18 protein-coding genes and 3 pseudogenes are annotated in these 19,045 nt (G+C 68.1%); 14 read left to right on the forward strand and 7 right to left on the reverse strand.

The annotated features are described in order from the left end of the window. The first annotated feature begins 128 nt into the window (after positions 1 to 128). The 7 genes and pseudogenes from ACPXB3_RS16695 to ACPXB3_RS16725 all read left to right on the forward strand — a co-directional run bounded on the left by ACPXB3_RS16695 (position 129) and on the right by ACPXB3_RS16725 (position 6,795). Positions 129 to 1,061, forward strand: coding sequence for a hypothetical protein (locus ACPXB3_RS16695; RefSeq protein ID WP_425728551.1), 933 nt, complete (start codon positions 129 to 131; stop codon positions 1,059 to 1,061). Beyond that, positions 1,058 to 2,167 carry an ABC transporter substrate-binding protein gene (locus ACPXB3_RS16700; protein ID WP_425728553.1) on the forward strand — a complete coding sequence of 370 codons (1,110 nt, stop codon included), beginning with the start codon at positions 1,058 to 1,060 and terminating at the stop codon, positions 2,165 to 2,167. Before ACPXB3_RS16695 ends, ACPXB3_RS16700 begins: the two co-directional genes overlap by 4 nt. Beyond that, a pseudogene (locus ACPXB3_RS16705) lies at positions 2,167 to 3,497 on the forward strand (FAD-binding oxidoreductase). Before ACPXB3_RS16700 ends, ACPXB3_RS16705 begins: the two are co-directional and overlap by 1 nt. Then, positions 3,494 to 4,267, forward strand: coding sequence for a creatininase family protein (locus ACPXB3_RS16710; RefSeq protein WP_425728555.1), 774 nt, complete (start codon positions 3,494 to 3,496; stop codon positions 4,265 to 4,267). The pseudogene ACPXB3_RS16705 and the gene ACPXB3_RS16710 overlap by 4 nt, the downstream one beginning before the upstream one ends. After that, positions 4,264 to 4,881, forward strand: a complete 618-nt coding sequence (locus tag ACPXB3_RS16715) for a pyridoxamine 5'-phosphate oxidase family protein (protein ID WP_425728557.1) — start codon at positions 4,264 to 4,266, stop codon at positions 4,879 to 4,881. The genes ACPXB3_RS16710 and ACPXB3_RS16715 overlap by 4 nt, the downstream gene beginning before the upstream one ends. Beyond that, a complete protein-coding gene (locus ACPXB3_RS16720) occupies positions 4,878 to 6,278 on the forward strand; it encodes an amidohydrolase family protein (RefSeq protein WP_425704797.1) in 1,401 nt (466 codons plus the stop codon). Before ACPXB3_RS16715 ends, ACPXB3_RS16720 begins: the two co-directional genes overlap by 4 nt. 40 nt (positions 6,279 to 6,318) lie before the next feature. Beyond that, the gene (locus tag ACPXB3_RS16725) at positions 6,319 to 6,795 is read left to right on the forward strand and encodes a cupin domain-containing protein (RefSeq protein WP_425704796.1); all 477 of its coding nucleotides are present in this window, start codon (positions 6,319 to 6,321) and stop codon (positions 6,793 to 6,795) included. Between the two features lie 15 nt (positions 6,796 to 6,810). Here ACPXB3_RS16725 and ACPXB3_RS16730 read toward each other — a convergent pair whose 3' ends face one another. Beyond that, positions 6,811 to 7,818 carry a TIGR03557 family F420-dependent LLM class oxidoreductase gene (locus tag ACPXB3_RS16730; protein WP_425728559.1) on the reverse strand — a complete coding sequence of 336 codons (1,008 nt, stop codon included), beginning with the start codon at positions 7,816 to 7,818 and terminating at the stop codon, positions 6,811 to 6,813. 124 nt (positions 7,819 to 7,942) lie between these two features. Here ACPXB3_RS16730 and ACPXB3_RS16735 point away from each other — a divergent pair, with 124 nt between their 5' ends. From ACPXB3_RS16735 to ACPXB3_RS16750, 4 genes are read left to right on the forward strand one after another with little or no spacing between them, the layout of a single operon-like run. Next, on the forward strand, positions 7,943 to 8,665 hold the full coding sequence (locus ACPXB3_RS16735; RefSeq protein WP_425704794.1) for an HAD family hydrolase: 723 nt from the start codon (positions 7,943 to 7,945) through the stop codon (positions 8,663 to 8,665). Between the two features lie 31 nt (positions 8,666 to 8,696). Continuing rightward, positions 8,697 to 9,656: a 4-(cytidine 5'-diphospho)-2-C-methyl-D-erythritol kinase gene (locus tag ACPXB3_RS16740; RefSeq protein ID WP_425728561.1), complete on the forward strand. Its 960-nt coding sequence runs from the start codon at positions 8,697 to 8,699 to the stop codon at positions 9,654 to 9,656. Continuing rightward, positions 9,656 to 10,903, forward strand: coding sequence for a lipase family protein (locus ACPXB3_RS16745; RefSeq protein ID WP_425728563.1), 1,248 nt, complete (start codon positions 9,656 to 9,658; stop codon positions 10,901 to 10,903). The genes ACPXB3_RS16740 and ACPXB3_RS16745 overlap by 1 nt, the downstream gene beginning before the upstream one ends. Positions 10,904 to 10,937: 34 nt before the next feature. After that, positions 10,938 to 12,797 (forward strand): ABC-F family ATP-binding cassette domain-containing protein, encoded by a 1,860-nt coding sequence (locus ACPXB3_RS16750; RefSeq protein WP_425728565.1) that lies wholly within the window; start codon positions 10,938 to 10,940, stop codon positions 12,795 to 12,797. A 24-nt stretch (positions 12,798 to 12,821) separates the two neighbouring features. Here ACPXB3_RS16750 and ACPXB3_RS16755 read toward each other — a convergent pair whose 3' ends face one another. From ACPXB3_RS16755 to ACPXB3_RS16770, 4 genes and pseudogenes are all read right to left on the reverse strand, one after another. After that, positions 12,822 to 13,076, reverse strand: a complete 255-nt coding sequence (locus ACPXB3_RS16755; RefSeq protein WP_425728567.1) for a hypothetical protein — start codon at positions 13,074 to 13,076, stop codon at positions 12,822 to 12,824. 66 nt (positions 13,077 to 13,142) lie between these two features. Then, the gene (locus ACPXB3_RS16760) at positions 13,143 to 13,400 is read right to left on the reverse strand and encodes a hypothetical protein (protein WP_425728583.1); all 258 of its coding nucleotides are present in this window, start codon (positions 13,398 to 13,400) and stop codon (positions 13,143 to 13,145) included. Then, on the reverse strand, positions 13,397 to 13,954 hold the full coding sequence (locus ACPXB3_RS16765) for a hypothetical protein (protein ID WP_425728585.1): 558 nt from the start codon (positions 13,952 to 13,954) through the stop codon (positions 13,397 to 13,399). Before ACPXB3_RS16765 ends, ACPXB3_RS16760 begins: the two co-directional genes overlap by 4 nt. Positions 13,955 to 13,988: 34 nt before the next feature. Next, a pseudogene (locus tag ACPXB3_RS16770) lies at positions 13,989 to 14,327 on the reverse strand (MFS transporter); the annotation flags it as partial. Here ACPXB3_RS16770 and ACPXB3_RS16775 point away from each other — a divergent pair. After that, positions 14,226 to 14,459, forward strand: coding sequence for a hypothetical protein (locus ACPXB3_RS16775; RefSeq protein ID WP_425728587.1), 234 nt, complete (start codon positions 14,226 to 14,228; stop codon positions 14,457 to 14,459). The pseudogene ACPXB3_RS16770 and the gene ACPXB3_RS16775 overlap by 102 nt on opposite strands. 3 nt (positions 14,460 to 14,462) lie before the next feature. On the opposite strand, the gene ACPXB3_RS16780 is transcribed toward ACPXB3_RS16775, so the two are convergent. Beyond that, entirely contained in the window at positions 14,463 to 15,458 is a 996-nt protein-coding gene (locus ACPXB3_RS16780) for a DMT family transporter (RefSeq protein ID WP_425704788.1), read from the reverse strand. A 92-nt stretch (positions 15,459 to 15,550) separates the two neighbouring features. Here ACPXB3_RS16780 and ACPXB3_RS16785 point away from each other — a divergent pair, with 92 nt between their 5' ends. Together ACPXB3_RS16785 and ACPXB3_RS16790 are read left to right on the forward strand one after the other, a co-directional pair. Continuing rightward, positions 15,551 to 16,438, forward strand: coding sequence for a LysR family transcriptional regulator (locus ACPXB3_RS16785; protein ID WP_425704787.1), 888 nt, complete (start codon positions 15,551 to 15,553; stop codon positions 16,436 to 16,438). Positions 16,439 to 16,448: 10 nt separating this feature from the next. Further along, a complete protein-coding gene (locus ACPXB3_RS16790; RefSeq protein WP_425704786.1) occupies positions 16,449 to 17,456 on the forward strand; it encodes an enoyl-CoA hydratase/isomerase family protein in 1,008 nt (335 codons plus the stop codon). Positions 17,457 to 17,571: 115 nt separating this feature from the next. Here the strand turns inward: ACPXB3_RS16790 and ACPXB3_RS16795 are convergent. Further along, positions 17,572 to 18,880, reverse strand: a pseudogene (locus ACPXB3_RS16795) (DUF222 domain-containing protein). Positions 18,881 to 19,045: the final 165 nt, after the last annotated feature.

Below are 19,045 nucleotides of genomic sequence, written 5' to 3' on the forward strand. Positions count from 1 at the left end.
TTTCTCGATGTTGACCACATCAACATAGCTCAGACCATCAGCATAGCTCCGCCACCCAGCCAGGCGGGACCACCGCGCCGCGTCTTTCGATGCGGCGATGCCATTTCATTCACCATCGGAGAGGTCATATGCAGTCACACGGTGCGCCGCCCTATCGCGTGATCACCGCGCGATCGGCGGGGGGTGACCTGATCGACGTCGCTCTCGCCCCCGACGACGGGGGCCGGATGCGGGTGACGGCGATCGGCTCCACGACCGCGGGCGCATACCGAGAACGACATCTCGACCTGAGCGATCACGTACTGCTGCCGCCGGCCGCCGACCCCCATGCCCATCTCGACAAGGCGTTGTCGTGGGAGGATCTCACACCCGCCGTCGGCGATCTCGATGCTGCGATCGAATGCTGGCGGCGCGGGGTCGACGTGTTCGACGAGACCGACTTTCATCGGCGAGCACGGGCGGCCGCGTTGCTGGTGCTCACTCGTGGGACCACTGCCGTGCGTACCCATGTGGATGTCCTCGCCGGCGATGATCCCTACCGCGGGATCCGGGCGATCGATCGGGTACGGCGCGAATTGGCGTCGGTGATGGCCATCGAGATCGTCGCGCTTCCACTTCCCGGAACGCCGTCGGAAGTCGTTCTCGGGGCGCTCGATGCCGGCGCGGACCTCGTGGGCGGCGCACCCCACATCGCCGAGGACCCGGCGACCGAGGTCGCCCATCTGATCCGACTCGCCGAGAGCCGCGGAGTGGGTGTGGATCTGCACACCGACGAATTCCTGATCGGCGATCACATGACGATCGGCACCTTCGCCGAACTCGTCGCCGGATGGCCGGCCGACCGTACCAGGACCGCGGGCCACTGTTGCCGGTCGTCGACGATGGAGCCCGAAGAGTTGTCACAAACCGTCAAAGCGCTTCGTACGTCCGGGATCTCGGTGGTCACGTTGCCGATCACCAACCTGTACCTGCAGGATCGCGTGACCTGCTTCCCGCTCCGGTCCGCCCCCGTGCAGCTCACCTCGCCCCAGTCCGTTCACCACCCGGAAGGTCGTTCATGACATCGACATCCCCACCCACACCGCCGGTGACCCGGCACCCCATGGTCGGGTTCGAGCACGTGGATCTGCGTTTCCCGAACGGGACCCACGCGCTGCACGACGTGAGCCTGCAGTATCCGGAGGGCGAACACGGGCACCTGTACCAGCTGCTCGGGCCGAATCCGAAGATCGATGCATCGGGTAAGAGGGTTGTCGGTCCATTGTTCGATCACGGTGCGTACACAGGCGTCGACATCGAGATCCGGGCGGGCGGGCCGGCGATCGGCAATCAGTCGGTGGCCGCCCAGATGTATTCCGATGACTCGATCATGCTCGGATACGTCGACACCGACCAGGCCGTCCAATTGTCGCGGACCAATCCGGTGACCGCGGTCATGGCGCCGCTGGACATCTCGCCGCAGATGATCATGTGGGACCCGGCGACCTACCCGCAGGTGCACGGTATCGCCGATCTCAAGAAGACCGGCGCCACCGTGCTGTACTTCCAGGGCACCACGTGGATGAATTACCTCACCGGCGCCGGGATTCTCGACAAGGGTCAGACCGACGCCAGCTACGACGGCACGCCCGCCAATTTCGTTGCGGCAGGCGGTAAGAAGGCCCAGCAGGGCTATGCCAGCGCCGAGCCGCAGATCTACGAAGAAGAAGTCCAGGGATGGAAGAAGCCGGTCAAGTATCAACTGCTCCACGATGTCGGTTTCCCCACCTACAAGTCCGCGATCTCGGTGCGTTCCGGTGATCTGCAGAAGGATTCGGCTTGTCTGAAGAAGTTGGTGCCGGTTCTGCAACGCGGGGTGGCCGACTACCTGGCGTCGCCGGACCAGGCCAACAAGGTCATCCTCGACGCGGTCAAGGAGTACAACACCGGCTGGACCTACTCGGCGCGCAACGCCCAGTACGCGGACGAGACCATGAAGAGTCTCAAGCTGATCGGTAACGGCACCGACAACGCCACGGTAGGCGACTTCGACCCGGCGCGAGTGCAGCGGATCATCGACATCACCGCGCCGATCTACGCTCAGCAGAAGACCCCGATCGCCGACGGGCTCACCCCGGAGAAGGTCGCCACCAACGCGTTCATCGACACCTCGGTGGGAATCCAGTGATCTCGGCACCGGTCTTCGGCACGCACCGTGACGAGGGCCGCCTGGACTTCGGGCCTGATGAGGTCGAGGCACTCGCCGACGATCTCCTCGCCCTGCTCGGCCCACGCGGTGTCAGCTCGCTGCCGCGGGCCATCGCACGCGCGTCCCGGGACGGCTCAGGAATGAGTCCGATCCTCTCGGCGCAAGATCTCGGCCGGCCCGACCTGGTGTGCTATCCCCGTACACCACAGGTGATCCCGCACATCGTCCGAGCCGCGGTGCGCCGCGGTGTGCCCCTCACCACGCGGGGTAAGGGCACCGGAAACTACGGGCAGGTCGTACCGCGCTTCGGTGGTCTGGTGATGGACATGACCTCGCTGACCGCGATCGAGGCCATCGACGATCGCGCCATCACCGCGCTCGCCGGTGCCCGGATGGTCACACTCGAGCAATTCGCATGGGACAACGGCAAACAGCTGTGGATGTATCCGTCGACGGTGCAGTCCACCCTCGGTGGCTTCCTCGCCGGCGGTTCGGCGGGGACGGGCACGATCGTGCACGGCCGCAACCACGAGGGCTTCGTCGAAGCGCTCGACGTGGTGTACGCCACCGATGACGCGGAACTTGTGCATCTGGAAGGCGATGACGCGCAACCGCTGGTCACACCTACGGGGTGGCCGGGGTGATCGTGGGGGCGCGCGTACGAGTGGAACCCTTGCAGGACTGGCGCAGCATCTACGTGAGCTTCGCCGATCACCACGACGCATTCACTGCGGCACTGGATCTTTCGACGTTCGACCCGGCTCCCCGGCTGTTGTCGGCGGATCGGGCCGAGGTGGTCGACGCCCTGCCGAGCGATCCGGCGCTGGTTCGCGGGCGGGCGAGCATCCGCGCTCTTCTCGACGCCCGGTGCGTCGACGAGGTCTGTGATCGCCTCACTGCGGCCGGCGGGCGTGTCGAGGCAGTCCGCGACGGAATCATGCAGACGGTGAAGATGTCGGCACTGTCCTACAACCACCCCACGTGGTGGCTGCAGAAAGCGCACCCGGACAGGTACTTCCACATGGAGGTTCGCGGTGACGCGCTGGTGACCGCACTCGACGCGGTGGAGCAGGTCTACGAGGGCGGCATGCTCCACCTGGAGATGGGACACGAGATGATGTTCGGCATGCTCAACGGCATCTACCACAGCCCCGAACAGGTCGTGGCGGGCGTGCCGGAGCTGGAGGCGCTCGGGGTCGGTGTGCACTCGCCGCATCAGTGGTATGTCGATCTCGACGCCGACCGGGTGAAGGCGATTGCCGCTCGGACAGATCCGATGGGGCTGCTCAATCCTGGGAGGTGGATGTGACGACCACGACGCGCCGGTACGGTGATCTGACCACGTCGGAGGTCGGGGAGGTGCTGACCCGCGACTCGGTGCTGATTCTGCCCACCGGCGCCATGGAACCGCATGGTCCGCACCTGCCGTTGTCGACCGATCTGGTGATGGCCGAGGCGATCGCCTCGGCGGTCGTCGACCGGGGCGCCGACGCCGGCCACGACGTGTGGCTGCTGCCGCCGCTGGCCTACACCAAATCCGACGAGCACGCGCGACTGCCGGGCACCATGTGGCTACGTGCGACGACCCTTTGGGAGACGCTCGTCGATCTCGGGTCGGCGATCGCGTCGACGCCGGCGCGCCGGCTTCTGATCATCAACGCTCATGGCGGCAATTCGGCGTTGATCGAGGTCGCGGCGCGGGAATTGCGCCGCCGATTCGATCTGCAGACCTTCTTCTCGTCGGGGCCACCGACGCCGGGCCCGACCGAGCGGGGTCTCGGCATCCACGCAGGCTGGGCGGAGACGTCGATGATGCTGCACGTCCGCCCCGACCTGGTGCAGATAGACAAGGCCGTGGCGGCGGTACCGCATGCGGTCGCCGACAACATCCATGTCGGTTTCGGCACGGCCATCAAATTCGGTTGGCTGTCCACCGATTTCGACGAGTCGGGCGTCGTGGGTGACCCCACCGACGCGAGCGCCGAGATCGGGGCCGAGCTCTTCGAGCGCCGGGTGGACGAACTGGTGGCCGGGCTCGCCGAGGTCGCGGTGTTCGATCCCGGGCGGGTGCACGCATGATCACCAGTACCACCGACTTCGGTACCGACTGTGCCCCAGAGGATCAGGAAGACATCGATCCGATGACGTTGGTGGGGATGTGGACGCGGACCGCCGCGCTCACGGCGCCGCCCCTGATGTCGCTGGCCACCGTCGGCCTCGACGGATATCCCCGGGTGCGCCACGTCCTGCTCTCCGAATCCGACGCCACCGCAGTCTATTTCCACACCGACTCGAGGTCACAGAAGGCTGCGCAGATCGCACAGGCGCCGCGCGGCGCGTGTGCGCTGGCATGGCCGGCCGCCGGGCGGCAATTGGTCATGCACGGGGACCTGCGCGTCGCCGAACCGGAACAGGCGCTCCGATCCTATCGGGAGCGTTCCCGCTACCTGCAGATCCTGGCCTGGCGCAACGACTCCGACCTGGCACATCGGCCGCCGGCGGAGCGTCGTCGGGCGTGGGCACGATTCGATGCCGAGAACGACGAGCTCGACCCGCCGCCGACCTGGGTCGGCTACGCCCTGATCCCACGCGAGATCATCTTGTGGCGTGGCGATCCCGACGGTCCGTCGCGACGAATAGCGTTTCGGTGCAACGACTCCGGCGCATGGAACACGGAGGTGCTACCGGGATGACCGAGACCGTCTTCCACAACGCGGTGATCCTGCCCGTGGACGGTGTGCGGGAGTGGCTGCATGGATGGCTCGCGGTGCGCGACGGACGCATCGCCGCCATCGGTGAGGGCACGCCACCGCCGGGCGCAGACGAGTACCACGATCTCGACGGCTGTTTCGTGGCACCGGGATTCGTCTCGGCACACAGCCACATCTTCACCGGCGGTATGCGCGGGGTCGCGGCGTCGAGCCCGCTCTACGAGTGGGTCAGCGCCAACAGCCACATGCTCTCGCACGCCGATCCGGAGGACCTGTACTGGCTGTCGCTGGCCGGGGCGCTCGATCACCTCGCGGCCGGGATCACCTCCGTGTACAACTTCACCCAGTCGCGCGTCGTCGCCGTGTTCGATTACGGGACATCGACATTGCGTGCCGAGCGCGTGAACGGACCCGACTTCGTGACACGTCAGGTCGACGGTGTGCATCGCTCCGGCATCCGGTCGGTCACCAGCGTTCGGCTCGACGACGAACAACTCTCCGCCGACGAAGCCTTCGACGGGTTCGACGCGGCGATGCGCCACGTATGGGCGATCGACACGCCGGCGAATCTCGGTGGTTCGGTGTACGGGTCGGTGCAGTGGTCGTCGTCGCCGATCACCGCCGAGCGCGAACGAGAACTCATGACGCGCTACGGGATCACCAACCAGGCGCATTTCGTGGAGACCGCCGAGCAGCTCGACATCCAGCAGTCCAAGTTCGACTGGTACGACGCGGCCGGCTGCCTGGGGGAGTCCTTCGCCTTCGGACACTTCGTCCACCCCACCGAGTGCATGGTCACGCGGGTCTGCGACACCGGCAGCGGCGTGGTGTGGCAGCCGATGTCGAACGGACGACTGGGCTCGGGCATCGCGGACGTGCCGACGTTGCTCGACCGTGGAGTGCGGGTCGGGATCGGCGTCGACGACCAGTCGTGCACCGACATCTCCGACCCGTTCGAGAACATGCGGACAGGGCTGTACATGCAGCGCGCGGTGCGCTCCGACCCGGGAATCCTCTCGCCCGCAGATGTTCTCACGCTGCACACCATGGGCTCGGCGGCCGCGGTCGGGGTGGCGGACCGGGTGGGTTCGCTGGAAGCCGGCAAATACGCGGACTTCATCGTCGTCGATCCCCGTGAGCCCCACCTGGGGCCGATCTGGGATCCCGTCGCGACATTCGTGCTCGCGTGCGGACAGCGGAACCTCGTCTCGGTGTATATCGGGGGAGACGTGGCCTGGCAGCGCGGCGTGCCCGATGCGCTGCGGGACGAGGCGAATATCGAGTCGGCCGAACGCATGGTCAGATGCGCGGGTGCGGCCGGGGTGTATCCGGCAATCGATCTCCGACCGGAACGGGGGCAGTGGTCTCATGTCCGGTGATCAAGCAATGTCCGGTGATCGTCCGGTGGTCAGGGAGTCGATGATCAAGCAGTTGTCCGGTGATGCGGGCGTCGCCGCCCCGCCGACGACCACCACGATCGCCGATGTCGTCGCCTACCGCATCAGTCCCGACGACACGGTGGCGCTGGCGGTCTTGTCGGGTCCGCGGACCTCGGGCTCGCAGACGACGGTGTGCTTCGAGGTGTGGGAGCCGGGCGGGTCGCAACCCGACAACTCTCACGTGGCGTCGACGGAGACGTTCGTCGTCTTGCAGGGCGAAGGTCTCGCGCACAGCGACGGGCACAGGGTCCGCCTACGTGCCGGTTCGGTGATCGTGCTGCCCGCCGGGTCGGTGCATCGAATCGAGAACACCTCGACCAGTGAACGCCTCTATTCGGTGACGGTGATGGAGAACGACGACGGTTTCGAGGAACTGATCCGCTCCGGTACGCCCACGGCGCTGACCGACGCGGACCGGGCGGTACTCGCCGGTGCCGACGTCCCGCACACCGGTTGAGCAGGCCCGCGCCGCCTACCCGGCCGCCGCCGACCGCAGCTTCTCCAATAGCGGCCCGGCCGCCTCGGCGAGGAACCTTTCCTGGCTCTCGCCGCCGATCTGCACCAGCGCGATATCGGTGAATCCGGCCTCCCAGTAGGCGCGGATGGCGTCGACGATGGCGTCGAGGTCGGGGCCACACGGGATGGCCTGCGCCACGTCGTCGGGTGTGACGAATTGGGTGGCTCCGGCGAAGGCGGCGGTCGTCGGCAGGTTCGAGTTCACCGGCCAGCCGCCGCCGAACCAGCGGAACTGATCGTGTGCCCGGGCCAGGGCGGTGTCGCGGTCGGGGTCCCAGCTGATCGGGATCTGCCCGATGGCGCGGGTCAGTGCTTCGGCGTCACCCTGCCCGATCGAGGTCGTCGCGTCGTTGGCGTTCCAGTGCTCGATCAATTCCGCATTCGGTTCGGTGGCGATGAGATGGTCTGCGAGCGGACCGAATTCGTCGATGCCGCGCGGACCGGACACCGCCACACCGATCGGTACGCCGTCGTCGGGCAGATCCCAGATCCGCGCCGAATCGACCTGGAAGAACTCACCGCGATGGTCGACGTATCCGCCGTCGTGGAGGGCGCGGACGATCTCGATGGCCTCGGCGAGCATCGCCTGCCGTTCGCCCACGGCCGGCCAGCCGGCGCCGACGACATGCTCGTTCAGGTTTTCCCCGGCGCCGAGTCCGAGAGTGAACCGACCCTCGGCGAGTAGTTGCAGCGTCGCGGACTTCTGGGCGATGACCGCCGGGTGATAGCGGATGGTCGGGCACGTCACGTACGTCATCAACCCGACGCGCTCGGTCGCGTACGCCACCGCCCCGAGCACCGTCCACGCGTATGGTGCATGCCCCTGCGACGACAGCCACGGAAAGTAGTGGTCGCTGGAGACCTCGAAGTCGAATCCGGCCTCCTCGGCGGCGACCGCGTCGCGAACCAGCTGTCGGGGACCGGCCTGCTCGGTCATGAGGGTGTATCCGAATCGTGTCTCCATAATTCGCTCCTGACTCGATATGGCGTTTGGAATCGATGACACGGTGAAAGCTGGGCCATGTTCTAGACCCTCAAGCTCTCGACCGAAGAAAGCTCTCGACCCGAAGAAAGCGACGGTGGATCCGATGGCCGATACGGCAGGTTCCGGGCGTTCCGATGCGCCCGACGAAGCGACCTCGGGTGAGGTGCGCTCCGATGATGGGCCGGTGAACACCGTGCTCCTCGACGTCGACGGTACCCTCCTCGACTCCAATCATCTGCACGCTTTGGCGTGGCAGCGGGCCTTCGCCGGTCACGATCTGTATCCGGAATGGTGGCGAATCCATCGCGCGATCGGGATGGGTGGCGACCAACTCGTCGGCGAGGTGTGCGGCTCCGACGTCGAGGACTCGCTGGGCGATCAGCTGCGCGACGAGTGGGCGCAACGCTATCGCGAACTGGTCGGCGAAGCGTACGTGCTGCCGAAGGCGCCCGAGTTGATCCGCATGCTCACCGGCGCCGGGTACCGGGTGGCACTGGCATCGTCGAGCGCCAAGGAGTTCACCGACACCGCGTTGGAGATCCTCGGCATCTCGCGGTCCGACGTCGACGTGGTGACCAGCGCCGACGATGCCGACACGTCGAAGCCGGCGCCGGATCTCCTCGGCGTCGCGCTCGAACGCGCGGGTGGCGGGCCGGCGATCCTGGTCGGCGACAGCGTGTGGGATGTGGCGTCGGCATCGGCGCTCGGGATCCCGTGTCTGAGCGTCCGGACGGGCGGGTCGGCGGCCGCGGAGCTGCTCGACGCGGGTGCGGTCCGCGTCGTCGACGACGTGGCCGCGCTGGTCACCGAGGGTTGGCGGCCGTGACCGGTCGGGCGGTTCACTACTCTGTATAGCCGTGTCCCCCGCATCCCTTTCGGTGATCTCCGACGCCGTCTCGGTGCGCGTACCGGCCAAGGTGAATCTGCACCTGGGGGTCGGGCCCCTGCGTGCCGATGGCTACCACGACCTGGTCACCGTCTATCAGGCGCTCTCGCTGTACGACGACGTGGCCGTTGCGCGTGCCGCCGCGCTCGGTGTCACGCTCGCCCGCGAGGGCGGGCGCGGCGCCGACGCCGCCGACGTCCCGCTCGACGACGACAATCTCGCGGTCCGGGCCGTGCGGGCGCTGGGCGAGTGGGCGGGGCGCGATCCGCGTGTGGCGATCGACATCGTCAAACGCATTCCCGTGGCCGGCGGCATGGCCGGCGGGAGCGCCGACGCGGCCGGTGCGCTGGTCGCCCTGGCCGCGTTGTGGAAACTGGACATCCCGCGCGCACAACTGTTGGAGATCGCCGCCGGACTGGGCAGCGATGTGCCGTTCGCGGTGCAGGGCGGGACCGCGCTGGGCACCGGGCGCGGTGAGCAACTGATGCCGACGCTGGCCCGCGGTGAGCTGCATTGGGTGCTGGCCTTCGCGCGCGAGGGCCTGTCCACCCCCGCGGTCTTCGGCGAACTCGACCGGCTGCGGGCCGACCACGCCGAGACCTTTCCCGAACAGAACCCGCGCCCCGACGCGCTGATGGCCGCACTCGCCGGCGGGCGGCCCGAACAGATCGCGCCGCTGCTGCACAACGATCTGCAACCGGCGGCACTGAGCTTGCAGCCGCGTCTGCGGCGCACCCTGCGCGCCGGCATCGATGCGGGCGCGCTCGGTGGGATCGTCTCCGGATCGGGCCCGACGTGCGCGTTCCTCTGCGCCGACGCCGACGCCGCGGTGGCCGTCGCCGCCGAACTCTCCGGCGCCGGGGTGGCGCGGTCGGTGCGTACCGCCACCGGACCGGTCACCGGTGCGACCCGACAGACGCCGGACCAGTGATGGGCACGGTGATGCGCCGCGGACTGCGGCGCCGGCTGCTGCCCTTGCTCACCACGGCACTCGTCGTCGCGACGGCCGGCACCGCATCGGTCGCCGCCGCTCCCACCTCCGCGGCCCCGACGGCGGCGGGCGCTCCCACCACAACCCCGGCAACCCCTACCGCAACCCCGGCAACCCCCGCTACGGTCCCGGCCGGCCCCGCTGCCGGCCGGGTGCTGTCGAGCAGCGCGATCGCGCGGGCAGATCTGCCGCCCGGTGCCGCATCCGGACAACGCGTCACCTATGTGACGCGCGACCAGAACAACCGAATGGCGTTGTCCACCGGTGTGTTCTACGTGCCGCGTGGCAACGTCCCGGCCGGCGGGTGGCGGATCTTCTCCTGGGCGCATGGCACCACCGGCATCGCCGACGAGTGCGCCCCGAGCCGCACCCGCCGCGGCGACGGCGTCGAGAGCCCGGTCATCGATGCGCTGAAACGCGGATATGCCGTCACCGCAACCGATTACGCCGGGCTGGGGTCGGCGGGAGAGTCGGAGTATCTGGGTGGCCGGGCCGCCGCCCATTCGGTGATCGACATGATCCGCGCCGCACGCGCCCGGGACCATTCGCTCGGCACCGAGTGGGTGTCGGCCGGCCACTCGCAGGGCGGACATGCGGCGCTGTTCGCCGGACACGAGGCGCCCGGCTACGCGCCGGAGTTGCGGCTGCGGGAAATCCTCGCGCTCGCACCGGCTTCCGGGATCGAAGGGGTGCTGACCAAGTCGTTCACCCCCGACGTGCCGAGCCTGGGGCGGATCAACACGGTCAGCGCCCTCTACCTCTACATCCTCGCCGGCCTCGACCACGCCCGTCCCGACCTGCACGTGACCGATCACCTCACCTCCGACGGCAAGCGCTTCCTCGACCTCGCGCGTTCGGAATGCAACGGCGAGGTGTCGCAGGCGCTGCGGTCGGTCGCGCCGGGTTCGCTGCTCGGCAGCGCGCTCGGCGGCGGGCAGTTCGCGGCCGCGCTGGCCGACTACACGCGGGTGCCGACCGGCGGCTACACGGTGCCGATCCGCATCGACCACGGACTGCTCGATCCGGTGGTGCCGTTCGGGCTGACCGCGGCGCTGGTCCGGTCCATGCGGTCCGCGGGCACCGACGTCGACCTGCACACGCACATCCGCGCCGACCACACCGAGATCGTCGCCGACTCCCTCGACGAGGTGATGGACACCGCGGCGACCGCGTTCGGGCGCGACTGAACGCCCGCAGACCGCCGGTTGTTATCGTCTACCGGTGTCACCTGCCTCCCCGTCCGCGCTGATCAACGCCGACCGCATCAGCAAGAGCTTCGGCATCCGCCAGCTGCTCGACGAGGTCAGTCTCGGGGTGCATGAAGGCCAGCGGATCGGCGTGGTCGGCCTCAACGGCGGCGGCAAGACCACGCTGCTCGAGATCCTCGGCGGCATCGTCGAACCCGACTCCGGCCGGGTGTCGCGGGCCGGCGGGGCACGCGTCGCGGTCGTCACCCAGCGCGGCGAGCTGCCCGCGGGCAAGACCGTCGCCGAGGTCGTGGTCGGTGGCCCCGACGTGGCCGTCCACGAGTGGGCCGGCGATCCGCGGGTGCGTGGTGTCCTCGCCGGGATCGGCGTCGACGGGCTGCTCGACGCGCGGGTCGACGAACTGTCCGGCGGGCAGCGCCGCCGGGTCGCCCTGGCCGCGGCACTGGTCTCCGATGCCGACGTCCTGATCCTCGACGAGCCCACCAACCACCTCGACGTCGAGGGAGTGCAATGGTTGGCCGAGCATCTGGCGAACCGCCGCAGCGCACTCGTCGTGGTCACCCACGACCGCTGGTTCCTCGACACCGTCGCCACCCGCACCTGGGAGGTGCACGACGGCCGCGTCGACGAGTACGAGGGCGGCTACAACGACTGGGTCTTCGCCCGTGCCGAGCGGGTGCGACTGGCCGACGCCGCCGAGGAACGCCGCCGCAACCTGGCCCGCAAGGAACTGGCGTGGCTACGCCGCGGGCCGCCGGCACGAACGTCCAAGCCGCGCTACCGGATCGAGGCCGCCGAGCAGCTCATCAGTGACGTCCCGCCGCCGCGGGACACGGTGACGTTGTCGGCGTTCGCGCGTCGCCGCCTGGGCCGGGTGGTCATCGAACTCGAGGACGCCCACATCGAAACCCCGGGCGGCAGTGGTGAATCCGAAGAACCGGACGATCACCGGCGGCGGGTGCTCCTCGACAGTCTGACGTGGCGGCTGGCGCCCGGTGAGCGGATCGGTCTGGTGGGCGTCAACGGGTCCGGTAAGACGACGCTGCTGCGTGCACTGGCCGGCGAGGTCGACGTCGCGCCCGGCCGCCGCGTGCAGGGCACGACCGTATCCATCGGCTGGCTGCGTCAGGAACTCGACGATCTCGACCCCGATCAGCGGTTGCTCGACGCGGTGGAATCGGTCGCGGCGCGGGTCACGCTGGGCGACAAGGAGTTCTCGGCCGCTCAGCTCGCCGAGCGGTTGGGCTTCACCCCGGCGCGTCAGCGAACGCCGGTCGGCAATCTCTCCGGCGGCGAACGGCGGCGGCTGCAGCTGACGCGGGTGCTGATGTCGGAGCCGAATGTGTTGCTGCTCGACGAGCCGACCAACGACCTCGACATCGACACCCTGCAACAGCTCGAGGACCTGCTCGACTCGTGGGCGGGGACGATGGTGGTGATCTCGCACGACCGTTACCTGATCGAGCGGATCTGCGACTCGACGTGGGCGTTGTTCGGCGACGGCAAGCTCACCAACCTGCCCGGCGGCATCACCCAATACCTGGAGCGTCGTCGCGAGATGCTCAGTGGCGCAACTGGTTCCGGATCATCAAAGGTGGGGTCGTCGCAAGCGGCGGCCGGCGGGGCCGCAAGCACCACCGATAAGCCCGCGGTGAGTGCGGCCGAGCACCGTGAGGCGCGCAAGGCGATGAATCGGGCCGAGCGCCAGATGACCCAACTCGCCCGGCGCGAGGAGGAGTTGCATGCGGCGCTGGCCGCGGCGGCCACCGACCCGGACCGACTGGTGACGCTGAATGCCGAACTGCGGCAGGTGATCGAGGACAAGGAGGCCGCCGAGGTGGCCTGGCTGGAGGCGGCCGAGGCGATCGAATGACCGCACCCGTCGGCGGCCGCCGCCTCACATCGCGTGTTCCCAGCTGCCGCGGGTGTTCACGTTCGCGGCGTCGGCGAGGGTTGCCAGCTCACCGATCTCGTCGTCGGTGAGGGTGATGCCGGTGGCGCGCACGAGGCCGTCGCCGGCGTCTCGCGCGCACTGCAGCTCGAGGAGGCCGAGGACGAGCATCTGTTCGACCTCGCCCGGCGCCAACGCCGGTCCGGTCCCGCGCCGTAAGCCGACGTTCTGGCGCGACTGGGAGCGCGTCGCCGCCGACACCGTCGCCTACCTGCGTGCCGAGGTTAGGTGGAGCCGAGCTCGTTCGTGCCGGGCGCCGCGTCCCGCTCACACACGTTCGCTGCGCTTCCCGGGGATGAGGAAGGCTAAGGCAAGGGGGATGGCGCTGAGACCGAAGGCCCACCAGAAGGTGCCTGCGAACCCGGCGAGCATCTGCTCCGGAGTGTGGGCGGTGTCCAGGAAGCTCTGGAGAATCACAGCGATGACGGCGACGCCGAACGGCGCGCCGACCCGCTGGACGACACTGAAAGCCGCGCTGCCGCTGGGGATCTCAGCATGACTGAGACTGCCGAAGGCGAGTGTCATGACCGGGTACATGGCGGACCGAACCCGATGCCTTGCAGGAGCTGACCGCCCAGCAGCAAGAGTTCCCCTCCGTGGAGGCCGACGAAGGCGAAGGGCAGGATGCCGATCATCGTCAAGGCGATTCCGCCGGCAACGACGAGGCGGCCGTCGAGCTTGGCGGCGAGCGGCCGGACCAGGAGGAAGAAGAGCATCGTCCCTGCGCCCTGGGGAATCAGCAGGAGGCCGGTGGCAAGCACGCTTTCGCCGCGAAGCTGCTGGTAGAACAGCGGTAGCAACAGGGTCAGTGCATATGTCGAGAACCCGGCCATGAAGGTGATGACGCTGCCGAGGCCAAAGCTTCGCCGCGCGAAGAGTCGCACGTCGATGAGCGGCTTGCGCCGCGCGGACAGCGAATGCCTGACGAACCCGGCGATGAGAACGGTGCCGATCAGCAGCGGCAGCCACGCGGACACGCTTGCGAAGCCGCCTTCGCCGCCTGCCTCGGAGAGGCTGTAGGCCAACGCGACGACGCCGAGGGGGCAGCAACGCGAGGCCGAGTACGTCCAGCCGGTCACCGGGCCGGCCTCCGACGGCGGGGAGAAGTCGGGTGAGGGCGAGGGTCGCGATGCAGACGGGGACGTTGATGAGGAACATCCACTGCCAGGACCAGTACTGCAGGATGAGTCCTCCGAGGACCGAGCCCAGGACCGGGGCGAGCTGGGCGGGGAGCGCGATCGCGATCATTGCCTTTCCGATCCGCTCGGGGCCGGCAGCGCGGGTGACTCCGCCGTCTGGGCGCTGGTCGCGCAGCGACGCTGGCAGGACCCCGACGCCGCCGACGACGACGTGGAGACCGCGGCGGTCGAGCGTGTCATCGCCCAACGCATCGCACACTTCGGTGAACTCGGGCTCCTCGACACCGACGACCCACGGCGCACGACGGACCACTTCTTCGCGCTCACGGTCCTGTTGGCCTTCAACGAGCAGCCGAACCCCCTCGCCGTGGACCATGGACGGCTTCGAGCGACGATGGTCGACGGTGCGCGCGCCTTCGTCCGCGCATACGGCACCCGGCGATGACCGCTAGCGGCCCGCTGACTCGCCGGCGCCGAACACGGCTTCGGCCGGAATTACGACGTCACCTCGGTTGTCTGCCGCAACGCTGTTCGGTTCTCGGCGATCAAATGGATGTCGGCAACGCCATGGCAGGGTTCGGATGTGGGTTCGCCGGCCGGCCACGATCACCAGGGAGGCCGCGCCGAGGACGAGTCCGACGCCGATCCCCGCGTCGGGCCGCTGCCCGAGCATGCCCCACCCCAGCAGGGCTGACACCGACGGGATGAGGGTGAACAGCATCGACGTCGCCGCCGCGCCCGCGGTGTTGACCAGCCGCAGGAACAGGGTGGTGGCGACCATGGACGACAAGATGATCATCGTCGGCAGCACCCAGGCTGCGCGCAGTGGATCCGAGATCGTCTGAGGTGTGGCCAAAGCCAGTGCGGCCGTGGGGATCAGGGCGACGCCGAGTTGAATGCTGTTGCCGGCGACGAGGTCCACGCTGCCGCAGAACCGTTGCTGGTAGAGGCCACCGAGCGCGACGCCGGCGAGGGCGAGCAGGACCAGTCCGACGGCGAGGCCCATCGTCGAGGCGTCGGCGAGCACCCGCGGAAGGCAGGCGGTGAGCACCGCGGCCGTCCCGACGCCGATCCCGACCCATTGACGTGGCCGCAGCCGGGTGCCGAGCACCGGCCAGGCGAGCAGTGCGGTGGCGACCGGGTTGAGTGCGATGACGAGGGCGACGATGACGGCGGGGACATCGAGTTGCAGTGCCAGATAGGCACATCCGAACTGGAGGAATTGGGTGAGCAGCCCGACCACGGCTACGTGCGCCAGCATGCGACCCCGGGGGAATGTGCGGTGGGTCAGCGCTGCGATCAGGCCGAGCGCAGCTGCCGAGCCCGCGAAACGGATGGCCAGCAACGCCATCGGCGACATCGCGGTCACGCCGAGCGCGCCGAGCGGGTAGCCGAAGGCCCAGAGCAGGACGAAGGCCGATGCGGGCACGAGGGGGATTCGCATGTGTCAAGCGTGCGCGACGACCATCGGCGCGGTCCAACAACGATCAGTAATCGTGATTGATCAGTGAACGGCATCGATCTAGGCTGGTCGTCATGGCCAACACCGTTCTCGACATCACGCCATTGCGCAGCCTGGTGGCGGTGGCCACCTGTGGCGGTTTCCACCGTGCCGCCACCGCCCTGCATCTCACCCAGTCGGCCGTCAGTCAGCACGTCCGGCGGCTCGAGACGGTGACCGGGATGCGTCTGGTCGAGCGGGAGGGCCGTGTCACCCGATTCACCCCGGACGGTGAGGCGCTGCTCGCGCACGCCCGCACGATCCTGGCCGCGCATGACGAAGCGGTGCGGCGCTTGAACATCCGATCGTCGACGCCGACGCTGACGGTGGCGACGAGCGAGCACGGAGCCGATTGGGCTCTACCGGTGCTCTCGCAGATTCTGCGCGAACAATGCCCCGGGCATGCGGTCAGCTTCCGGCTCGAACGCAGCAGGCGGGTGATCGCGGCGATCGACAAGGGGGATGTGGATGTCGCGGTCTATCACGAGCCGATCGGCCCGCGTACCGAGCTGTTCGGGCCGCAGGTGGCGATGCGCTGGTTCGGTGCCCCGGATCTCGTTCTGGATCCCGAACGGTCCGTGCCGCTGATCGTCTTCGACGAGCCGTGCTCGACGCGCGGCGTGGCGCTCGATGTGCTCGGCAAGGCCGGGATCGACTTCGGCATCGTCGTCGAATCCGCCGACCTCGCAGGCGTGACCGCCGCGGTCCGGGCAGGTCTCGGGGTGGTGTTGCTGCCGGTGGTCAGCCGGCCGCCGGAAGGGATGCGGGAGGTGACATCGCTGCCGCCGTCGCCGCCGTGCGCGCTACAGGTGCGATTTGCGCCGACCGTCCCCGAGTCGGTTCAGGCCGCAACGCGTGCGGCGCTGGCCGAGATGACCTCCGGTGTCGAGGCGGTCGGCGAGCCCGCGGTGGCGACGCGCTAGCGTGAAACGCATGTCCTACATCCGCACCAACGTCGCCAACAGTGTCGGCGAGGTCATCCTCGACCGGCCCAAGGCGCTCAACGCACTCGACCAGACGATGGTCGACGACATGTACGAGGTACTGCTGCGCTGGGCCGACGACGACACGATCGAGACCGTGTTGCTGACGTCCGCCAGTGACCGTGCGTTTTGTGCCGGCGGCGACATTCGCGCGATACGCGACAGCGCGCTCGCCGGTGACGGCGACGCCATCATCCGATACTTCTCCCACGAGTACCGGCTGAACCAGCTGATCGCCGAATACCCCAAGGCGCACATCGCGTTGATCGACGGCGCGGCGATGGGCGGGGGACTCGGCATCAGTGTGCACGGTGAGATCAGGGTGGTGACCGAGAAGACGATGATCGCGATGCCCGAGACCGCGATCGGTTTCTTTCCCGACATCGGTTCCACCTACTTCCTGCCGCGGCTGCCGCAGGGTGTCGGAATGTGGTTGGGCCTCACCGGCGCACGCGTGCGCGGATCACAAGCACTCTCGGTGGGACTGGCCACCCACTATGTGCCGTCGGCCGAATTGGGTGGTGTGGCCGACCGAATCCGTTCCGGCGCACCACTGGTCGAAGTGCTGACCAGCTCACCCGACAAGCATGACGACCATCCGCCGCTGCCGGTGGAGAAGATCGGCGAATATTTCTCCGACACCAACGTCACCGCGATCGTCGGCGGTCTGCGTGGAGCGGTCGGCGACGAGTGGGCCACCGAGATGCTGGAGTTGCTCGAGCACGCCTCACCCACCAGCCTGTGGGTGACCGCCCGACTCCTCGAACTCGGCGCGTCGTCATTGCTCGACGAATGCCTTGAGCGCGAACTGCATGCCGCCGAGAAGATCACTGCCACACCCGACTTCGCCGAGGGAGTGCGTGCCGTCCTCGTCGACAAGGACCGTAACCCGGCCTTCGACCCCGCCGACATCGACGCCGTCGACCCGGCCGAGGTGGCCCGGATCGTCGGCGCCTGAGAGTTCAGCCGGACGCCGACGACCGGGGCCGGGGCTCTATGAAGTTCTCAAACAACAATTGCGGTCCGGGCGCGCCGGGTGCACGGGTCGGAAAGTCGTTGCAGGTAAGCCTGCTTCAGGCAGCATCGTCCAGGTGGAGGGTGCGTCGGTTGTAGGCGGGGAGTGGTCGTCGTCGCGGGTCGACCGTGGCCGGTGGGATGAGCCACGGATGCCGGTCGAACCCCATCACCACATCCCAGTGATCATTCGGCCCGCTCGCTTCGCTCCCGGCGCCGGCACGGTCGTGGACATCGTGGTGGCAGGCGGTGCACAGCAGGCAGCCGTTGTCGAGGTCGGTGGGGCCGCCGTCAGCCCAGTGGCGCAAATGGTGCGCGGCGGTGCGCGATGCAGGTGCACCGCACTTCACGCAGCACTTATCCCGCAGCAGCAACGCTTTTCGCTGCGACAGCGTGAACAGCCGCTTCTCCCGCCCGACGTTCAACGGCACCTGCTCGCCGTCGACGATGACGACGGTGATCCCGGCATCACAACCCAACATTTTTGCCGTCGCAGGGGTCACCGAGCCCATGAACTCCAGTGCGGACAGCTTCGGGGCATCGGCCGGGATGGTCAGCAACACCCCGCCGGTCGGTTTGCACGACACGGTCTCGTCGGTGAGACCCTTCTGAGCGAGCTCCAAGATGGATTCGAAGGCATCGGCGCGCCTGTTGTGTGCTGGCCGCGGGTCATGCGAGCCGTCGGGCTGAGGTTTCGGCGCCGACAACGCTTCGACGAGGCTGTGGAGTTTCTCCCCGGCGACGGCATCGAGGTTGGCGCGCACATCCAAACGGCCGTCGCTGGTCTTGTGGTAGCCGAGTTCGTTGACGGTCTTGTCTTGAGCAGCGGGTGTGCCACCGGTATCGTCGGCCAGCAGATTGCCGAGTTGGCGTGCGTGCTTGCCTATTTCGGCGGGACTCATCCCGGACAGAGCTTGGGACACCAATGCGCGGGTGTGGTCGCGGCGTTGTTCGGGCGTGACGGGTTCGCCGGCGCGGGAGGCGATGTGGCCGAGTCCGAGGACGATGGCGTCGGCGTGCTCGGACGAGATGGAACCGTCGGCGGCGTGGCGTAGCAGTGGGTCGATGTCGGTGGCGGTGCCGATGCGCACGAGCCGTGCGGCGACGGCGGGGCGCGCACCCCATTACGACCAGTAGTTCCCGCAACCGGCGTCCGTGGCCGTCGGCGACGTTGAGTCGGTCGAGGTCGCCAGTGAACGTGGTTGCGTGATGGTCGGCGAGATTGCGGATCAGCAGGATCTGTTGCATCGCGGCGTGTGCTTGCGGCCCGGTCATGTCCGGGTTGGTGTGGAGTTCGGCGAGCTGGTCGACGATTCCGGCCAAAACTGCTGCAGTATCCGTGCTTTCGGCGGTGGTGTCGTCGATCATGGATTCCCCCCTGGATGATCTTGCGATGACTCCAGTGTAGCAGAATATTTGTTCGACGCCAGAGTGTTCGAAGTCTAATCCACAAGGGCTGCAACCAGTTTCGTCACATCAGTGAACTGTTGTCACAGCGGTGAACGACTTTCTCTGCGGTGAACAGCAGTCACA

Source organism: Gordonia sp. DT219, assembly GCF_049847065.1.
Lineage (GTDB): Bacteria > Actinomycetota > Actinomycetes > Mycobacteriales > Mycobacteriaceae > Gordonia.

Excerpts from the sequence above, each read along its gene's own strand:
- ACPXB3_RS16745 (WP_425728563.1), top strand. The coding sequence starts at position 9,656 with ATGGGCACGGTGATGCGCCGCGGACTGCGGCGCCGGCTGCTGCCCTTG.
- ACPXB3_RS16790 (WP_425704786.1), top strand. The coding sequence starts at position 16,449 with ATGTCCTACATCCGCACCAACGTCGCCAACAGTGTCGGCGAGGTCATC.
- ACPXB3_RS16735 (WP_425704794.1), top strand. The coding sequence starts at position 7,943 with ATGGCCGATACGGCAGGTTCCGGGCGTTCCGATGCGCCCGACGAAGCG.
- ACPXB3_RS16720 (WP_425704797.1), top strand. The coding sequence starts at position 4,878 with ATGACCGAGACCGTCTTCCACAACGCGGTGATCCTGCCCGTGGACGGT.
- ACPXB3_RS16725 (WP_425704796.1), top strand. The coding sequence starts at position 6,319 with ATGATCAAGCAGTTGTCCGGTGATGCGGGCGTCGCCGCCCCGCCGACG.
- ACPXB3_RS16760 (WP_425728583.1), bottom strand. The coding sequence starts at position 13,400 with ATGACACTCGCCTTCGGCAGTCTCAGTCATGCTGAGATCCCCAGCGGC.
- ACPXB3_RS16715 (WP_425728557.1), top strand. The coding sequence starts at position 4,264 with ATGATCACCAGTACCACCGACTTCGGTACCGACTGTGCCCCAGAGGAT.
- ACPXB3_RS16780 (WP_425704788.1), bottom strand. The coding sequence starts at position 15,458 with ATGCGAATCCCCCTCGTGCCCGCATCGGCCTTCGTCCTGCTCTGGGCC.
- ACPXB3_RS16785 (WP_425704787.1), top strand. The coding sequence starts at position 15,551 with ATGGCCAACACCGTTCTCGACATCACGCCATTGCGCAGCCTGGTGGCG.
- ACPXB3_RS16730 (WP_425728559.1), bottom strand. The coding sequence starts at position 7,818 with ATGGAGACACGATTCGGATACACCCTCATGACCGAGCAGGCCGGTCCC.
- ACPXB3_RS16695 (WP_425728551.1), top strand. The coding sequence starts at position 129 with ATGCAGTCACACGGTGCGCCGCCCTATCGCGTGATCACCGCGCGATCG.
- ACPXB3_RS16700 (WP_425728553.1), top strand. The coding sequence starts at position 1,058 with ATGACATCGACATCCCCACCCACACCGCCGGTGACCCGGCACCCCATG.